Source organism: Arthrobacter sp. 35/47 (assembly GCF_000520475.1).
GTDB lineage: Bacteria > Actinomycetota > Actinomycetes > Actinomycetales > Micrococcaceae > Arthrobacter_D > Arthrobacter_D subterraneus.
Genome location: NZ_KI914582.1, coordinates 126,816 through 132,963, shown reverse-complemented (window position 1 = coordinate 132,963; position 6,148 = coordinate 126,816). Strand labels below are relative to the sequence as shown.

Here is a 6,148-nt window from a genome sequence, read left to right as displayed (position 1 = left end):
GGCGGCGGCGATCCTCCTCGCACTGCCGGCACGCCCGACGGCCCTGCTGTGCCTGAGCGACACCCTTGCCTTCGGCGCCTACCGTGCTGCGCGGAACCGTGGCCTGTCCATCCCGGGCGACGTCTCGATCCTCGGTTTCGACGACAGCGAACTGGCGCCCCTGGTCAGTCCGGAGCTGACCACCTTCGGATGGGACGAGACGGCCATCGTCGCTGCGGCCATTGACTCCGTGGTGAAGGACGAGGCCCCCGCCTCGGTTGCCATCCACCCGGAGTTTCTGGTCCGCACCTCCACCGGCCCCTGTTCAGCACCTCCGGCGACTCCGTAGGCTGGGTGGATGATCACCGTGAGCGGCTCCGTGCAGACCGACCTTCCCCCCGAACGCACCTTCGCCTACCTGTCCCAGTTCGAGCACACCAGTGAGTGGGACCCGGGCACTCCCGTGGTGGAGAAGCGGTCGCAGGGGCCCGTCGCAGTGGGGCACCGGTACCACGCCGAGGCCCTGTTCCGTGGCAAGCGGAGCTCCATCGAGTACGAGGTCATCGAACTCGGCACAGGGTTCATCAAGCTCCGCGGCGAGAACAGGACCGTGGAGGCGTTCGACTCGATCGAGGTCAAACCGTCCGGCAGCGGAAGCGAAGTGACCTATACGGCACAGTTCCGCATGAAGGGCCCGGTGAAACTGCTGCAGCCGCTGCTCCGGCCCGCGTTCAACTCGCTGCGGGATCCGGCACTGAACGGCATGAAGCAGCGGCTGCAGTCGCTCGTCTGAGGGCCGCTCCTGCTACAGCGCGTGGATGCGCCAGGCCGCCGAGTGGATGTCACCCGGCTCCAGCACAATGAGGTCGGTTCCGGAGTTGAAGGCATCCGGAGGACACGTCATGGGCTCAGCTGCCAGGCCGAGCCGTGACACAGCCGGATTGGGCTTGTCTGCCGTATGGATCTGCACCCAGGGGCAGGTCCGGTCGAAAGTGATCGCGACGCCGCGGCCGTCCGCGGCGTGCACGGCCACCGTGGCGGTGCCGCCGTCGTCGTAATTGATGCCCGTGTAGGCGTGGTCAAGGAAAGTGTCGCCGATGAGGCGCGGTTCGCGGAGGTCGAAGTGCGACGACGCCACATCCGTCAGTTCGGTGGGAATCAGCCGGTCCTCGGTCACCTGCAGGACCTTCGACGCCGGCACCTGGACCGTCCAGTCATCCACCAGCCCCTCTCCGGCGACAAGGTAGGGATGAGCCGATGATCCGTAAGGCGCTGCGGACGGTCCGGGGTTCGCTGCGGTGATGGTGGTGGTGAGGCCGTCGTCGTCGAGCGTGTACAGCACTTCGATCTCGAGGCGGAACGGGTAGCCCTTCTGCGGGATAACGGCTGCTGCCAGGCGGACCGATTCAGTGCTCTGGTCCGCGAGCGTCCAGTCAACCCAGCCCAGCAGCCCATGGATGGCGTGGGAACGCTGCGGTTCCGTCAGGGCCAACTGCTGCGCTTCGCCGTTGAAGGTGTACTTGCCGTCCACCACCCGGTTGGGCCAGGGCACCAGCACCGCTCCGCGGAAGGACGGGCGGATTTCCTCGGCTTCATAGGGGACCACAAGGTCGCGGCCATCATGGCGGAAGTACCTCAGGGTTGCGCCCACGCTGGCCACGCAGGCCGTGTAGGGACCGTGCTGGAGGGTGTACTGGGTACCGGAAAGGGGAGTGGAGTCGGTGGTTTTCATCGTGCCCCAGTGTAAAACGAGGGGACGACGACGGCGCTAGCCTTCGTCGGTCAGGTCCACCGTGTCGCTGAGGCTGAGACACTGTTCCGTTTGTTCGATCCGTGTGACGGGCACGCTCAGATCGACGAGCACGGTGCTGGAAGGGACCTGGTTGGGGTCGAACAGGACCTCCACCGCGGGATTGCGGCCGTAGGTTACTGCGGTCCAGACGTCCGTGTCGGGGGACTCCCGGATGACCCAGTCGACGTCGTTGACGGACGCACAGGCATCGGTGGTGGGTCCTGGGATTTCTACCCCGCACCGGAGCACAACCTGCGAGGGATCTCCCCACGCGGCGGTCGCCTGGCTGTTGGTTTCCCTCAACTCGTACCCGGCAACCTGGTTGGGCAGGGAGATCATGACCTCGGCGCAGCGGGGATTGGCGGCGTCGGGGGCGGCATCGACGTCGACGATGGGTGAGCAGGCGCTCAGCGACAGTGCGAGCAGTACGCCCGCGGCAGGGCGAACAGCGCGGGCGGAGAAGGGCATGCATCCCAGCCTAGCGTCGGGAGTGGGGGCGGCGTGAGTCAGGATGCGACGTCGGCCGCGTCAATGGCCCGGTCCGTGACAATCGGCATGAGCCCCAGCAGGGCGAGGGTCAGCAGGCCCATGATCCCGAACATCGCCTGGAGCCCCAGCCACTGGGCAATCAGACCGCCGGCTGCAGCACCCAGCGGCATGGTGCCCCAGGCGAGGAGGCGGTAGGCGCTGTTCACCCGTCCCAGCAACCGGTCCGGCGTGATGCGCTGACGCAGCGAGACCGTGATGACGTTCCAGAGCATGACCAGCACTCCGCCGATGAAGAACACGAAGCCAAGGATGTACGGGTTGGTGGTGAGGGCCGGCGCTCCGACGAAGAATGATCCTCCGAGAATCGTCAGGGCAAGCGACCTTGAGCGGCCCAGCTTCCGTTCCGCCCACCCGGCCACGAAAGAGCCGGCGAAAGCGCCGATGGCGGAGGTGGTCAGGAGGACACCGAAAGCGACCTCGGTCAGCTGCATGGCCGACGACGGACCGACGGCGAAGAGCACGAACAGGGCAAACGCGGCGCTCGAGGCGAAATTGAAGGTGCCGGTCATGACGGCGAGCGTACGCAGGATCTTCTGGTCCCACAGGAACCGCAGGCCCTCGGCGATGTCGTAGCGGAGGGTGGTCTTCTCCTCGCGCTCGATGCGGAAGTTCCCGCGCACGAGGAACAGCGATCCAACTGCGGCGAGCCACAGGGCAGCGGGAACGGCGAAGCCGCCGAGAACGCCGGCAGCGACCAGTAGCCCACCCAGCGGCGGACCGATGAACTGGTTGGTGGCAAGCTCGACGGCGTAGAGCCGGCCGTTGGCCCGTGCCAGCTGATCCCGGTGCACAAGCTGCGGCATGATCGACTGGGCGGATGTGTCATACAGCGTTTCCGCTACCCCCACCAGAAGCGCAATCACATAGAGCGCCCAGATCGAGCCGAGGTCAAGAAGGATCACCCCGATGAGCAGCGCCGGCAACGCCGCCCGGGTGAGGTTGGCCAGCAGCATGAGGCGCCGGCGGTCGAGCCGGTCAGCCAGGGCACCCGCCGTCAGCGCAAAAAGGAGCCAGGGGAGGGTGGCAACGAACGAGAGCCCCGCAATCAGTGTCGGCGACTGAGTGAACTGGATGGCGAGCAGGGGCAGCGCAATCTTGAACACGCCGTCGGCAAGGTTGGAGAATCCGGAGGAGGTCCAGAGCTTCCAGTACGGCGCACCGAGGGGTGCCTGTGCCGGGTCGTCGACCCTGAGCGATTCACTTGCCATGGGTGAACAGTTCCACAGCGATTGGGGAAACTCAAGCGCATCGCCCGACTGCTGCCTGCCCGTGTGGGAAAGCCGGCTCGGTACCATGGTGGCTCACCGACTATCCGCTGGGAGCACTCCGTTTGACTACGCAGAACGATTATGACGACGCGCCGCGCCCGCGGGAGCCGAAAAGACGGCGGCCGCTGCGCACCACCGTGCTGGTGTTGCTGGGCGTGGTCCTGGCCCTGGCGGCGTTGGTGGCCGGCTATGTGATCAGCCTGGCAGTGGCCTTCGAAACCCGGACGACCACCATCGAGCCGGCCTTTCCGGACGCATCCACCCGGCCTGAGCGGACCGCCGCCGCCGAAGGCGCCATGAACATCCTGCTGATGGGCAGTGATGCACGGCCCGGCGAATCAGCCGACGCAGGCAATCCCGGCGAAGGGTCTGCGGATACCCGCTCGGACACCATGATGCTCCTGCATATCCCTGAGGACCGGCAGACCGTCTACGTGATGTCGATCATGCGGGATACCTGGACCGAGATTCCCGGTCACGGCGACAACAAGATCAACGCGGCCATTGCGCTCGGCGGTGTCCCGCTGGTTGTGCAGACCGTGGAGACCATGTTCGATGCCCCGGTCGACCATGTGGTGATGCTGGACTTCGAAGGCTTCAAAGGTCTCACCGATGCACTGGGCGGAGTGACCGTGGAGAACCCGATCGCCTTCCGCTCGGAGGGAACGGAAGGGGAAGAGTTCCAGCAGGGGAGCATTACCCTCGACGGTGAATCGGCACTGAAGTTTGTCCGCGAACGTCAGGCGTTCAGCGATGGTGATTACCAGAGGGTGCAGAACCAGCAGCTCTTCATCAAGGGCGTCATGTCGGAGCTGTTGAGCACGGAGACGTTCACCAACCCGGTGAGGCTGAGCCGCGTGGTGAATGAAATTTCACCGTACCTCAGCGTTGACGAGGACTTTGACGCCGTGACGCTCGGATCCCTCGCGCTCGGCATGCGGCAGGTCCGCTCCGACGACGTCGTCTTCTTCACCCTCCCCAATCTGGGCGTGGGCACGGCACCGGACGGGCAGTCCATCGTCGTCAAGGACGATGAAGCGATCGGCCGCATTGCGGAAGCGCTCGACCAGGGCACACTGGGCGAATATGTCGCCTCCACTCCCGCGCAGTAGCTCCGGCGCGAGCTCCGGCGCGCTCCAGGAGCCGACTGGACTGGCCGGGCTGATCACCGATGTGATGAGCGCCCTCGGTGAAGCCGGCGTCGGTGTCCTGGTGCTCCTTGAGACGGTATTTCCGCCCATTCCGAGCGAGGTGGTGCTGCCGTTGGCCGGATTCCTGTCGCAGCAGGGCAGGATGAACGCCATCCTGGCGGTCGGCCTGGCCACGGCGGGAAGCTTCCTGGGCGCTGTTCTCCTGTACCTCCTCGGCGCGAAAATGGGCGAGGAACGCGTGGTGCGCGGCCTATCGAAGCTGCCGCTGGTTGACCGCGAGGATTTTGAGAGGGCGGCCGGCTGGTTCAGGCGCCACGGGCGCTCTGCCGTCTTCTTCGGCCGCCTGATACCGGGAGTGAGAAGCCTGATCTCGCTGCCCGCCGGGGCCGAGCACATGCCGTTGCGCACGTTCGCCCTGTTCACCATTGCCGGCAGCCTGCTATGGAATGTGCTGCTCATCGGGCTGGGCTACTTTCTCGGAACGCAGTACCACCTGGTGGACCAGTACGCGCAGTACTTCGACGTCGTCCTCTACGTGGCTCTTGCAGCGCTGGTCGGGTGGCTTCTCCGACGGCGGATACGACGGCGGCGGGCGGGCTAGCGATTTACTCAGTCAGTGGGCTTTCGGCATCTGGCGGTGGGCGGCTTCGTCCGACTGCGTGTGCAGCGGCGCAGTGTGGGACAGCGCTGTATGCGGTGGCGTTGTCCACACCCGTCGCGGGAATGTCTGCTGTGCCAAGTACGGTGGAATCATGCCACTTACTGTTGCCCAGCTGAGCGAATCCGCCCTGCTTGAGCGGATCCTGCCGCGCCTGCAGAGCCCGCACGGGGATCCCTCCGGAGTGCTCCTCGGCCCCGGAGATGACGCAGCGCTTGTGGCGGCTCCGGACGGCAGGGTGCTGCTGTCCGTGGACACTCAGGTCCAGGACATGGACTTCCGGTTGCAGTGGCCCAATGGTTATCGGACCAGCGGGTTCGACGTCGGCTGGAAGGCTGCCGCCCAGAACCTCTCCGACATCAACGCAATGGGCGGTGACGCCACTTCGCTGGTGGTCAGCCTCACGCTTCCCGGCGCCACCGCCGTCGGCTGGGTCGAGGATCTTGCGGACGGGCTCACCGCCGCCATCAGGGAGCTCGGGGCGTCCGCCTGCTCCGTTGTGGGAGGCGACCTCGGGAGGGGCACGGAAATCTCAGTCACCGCTGCAGTCACCGGTTCATTGCGCGGCCGTTCTCCGGTGGTCCGATCCGGGGCGCGGCCGGGAGACGTCGTCGTCCTCGCCGGAACCGTGGGACGCGCGGCAGCCGGATTGGCGCTGCTTGAATCGTCCCACGGCTATGAATCGCTCGGAGCGGACCTTCTCCGGCTCGTCGAATGCCAGTGCAGGCCGCGTCCGCCGCTGCAGGCGGGG

The 6,148-nt window shown here is 66.1% G+C and carries 8 protein-coding genes; 5 read left to right on the top strand and 3 right to left on the bottom strand.

What is annotated here, in order from left to right; genetic code table 11:
- Window positions 1-328: substrate-binding domain-containing protein (locus tag X803_RS17265; protein WP_035777517.1), on the top strand; the 328-nt coding region annotated here is incomplete at its 5' end.
- Window positions 329-337: 9 nt separating this feature from the next.
- Window positions 338-772 (top strand): SRPBCC family protein, encoded by a 435-nt coding sequence (locus X803_RS0102175; protein ID WP_026543844.1) that lies wholly within the window; start codon window positions 338-340, stop codon window positions 770-772.
- Between the two features lie 12 nt (window positions 773-784).
- Here the strand turns inward: X803_RS0102175 and X803_RS0102170 are convergent, their stop codons facing one another.
- From X803_RS0102170 to X803_RS0102160, 3 genes are read right to left on the bottom strand one after another with little or no spacing between them, the layout of a single operon-like run.
- Entirely contained in the window at window positions 785-1,711 is a 927-nt protein-coding gene (locus X803_RS0102170) for an aldose 1-epimerase family protein (protein WP_026543843.1), read from the bottom strand.
- Between the two features lie 36 nt (window positions 1,712-1,747).
- Window positions 1,748-2,239: a DUF3515 domain-containing protein gene (locus X803_RS17260; RefSeq protein WP_035777515.1), complete on the bottom strand. Its 492-nt coding sequence runs from the start codon at window positions 2,237-2,239 to the stop codon at window positions 1,748-1,750.
- Between the two features lie 38 nt (window positions 2,240-2,277).
- On the bottom strand, window positions 2,278-3,528 hold the full coding sequence (locus X803_RS0102160; protein ID WP_026543842.1) for an MFS transporter: 1,251 nt from the start codon (window positions 3,526-3,528) through the stop codon (window positions 2,278-2,280).
- Window positions 3,529-3,650: 122 nt separating this feature from the next.
- Here X803_RS0102160 and X803_RS0102155 point away from each other — a divergent pair, with 122 nt between their 5' ends.
- From X803_RS0102155 to X803_RS21270, 3 genes are all read left to right on the top strand, one after another.
- The gene (locus X803_RS0102155) at window positions 3,651-4,700 is read left to right on the top strand and encodes an LCP family protein (RefSeq protein WP_026543841.1); all 1,050 of its coding nucleotides are present in this window, start codon (window positions 3,651-3,653) and stop codon (window positions 4,698-4,700) included.
- The gene (locus X803_RS0102150; RefSeq protein WP_026543840.1) at window positions 4,675-5,340 is read left to right on the top strand and encodes a DedA family protein; all 666 of its coding nucleotides are present in this window, start codon (window positions 4,675-4,677) and stop codon (window positions 5,338-5,340) included. The genes X803_RS0102155 and X803_RS0102150 overlap by 26 nt, the downstream gene beginning before the upstream one ends.
- A 151-nt stretch (window positions 5,341-5,491) precedes the next feature.
- Window positions 5,492-6,148: thiamine-phosphate kinase (locus tag X803_RS21270; RefSeq protein WP_035777513.1), on the top strand; the 657-nt coding region annotated here is incomplete at its 3' end.

Bases quoted from the DNA above. Each gene is read 5' to 3' on its own strand.
- X803_RS0102160 (WP_026543842.1), bottom strand. From the start codon at position 3,528: ATGGCAAGTGAATCGCTCAGGGTCGACGACCCGGCACAGGCACCCCTC.
- X803_RS0102150 (WP_026543840.1), top strand. From the start codon at position 4,675: ATGTCGCCTCCACTCCCGCGCAGTAGCTCCGGCGCGAGCTCCGGCGCG.
- X803_RS0102175 (WP_026543844.1), top strand. From the start codon at position 338: ATGATCACCGTGAGCGGCTCCGTGCAGACCGACCTTCCCCCCGAACGC.
- X803_RS0102170 (WP_026543843.1), bottom strand. From the start codon at position 1,711: ATGAAAACCACCGACTCCACTCCCCTTTCCGGTACCCAGTACACCCTC.
- X803_RS17260 (WP_035777515.1), bottom strand. From the start codon at position 2,239: ATGCCCTTCTCCGCCCGCGCTGTTCGCCCTGCCGCGGGCGTACTGCTC.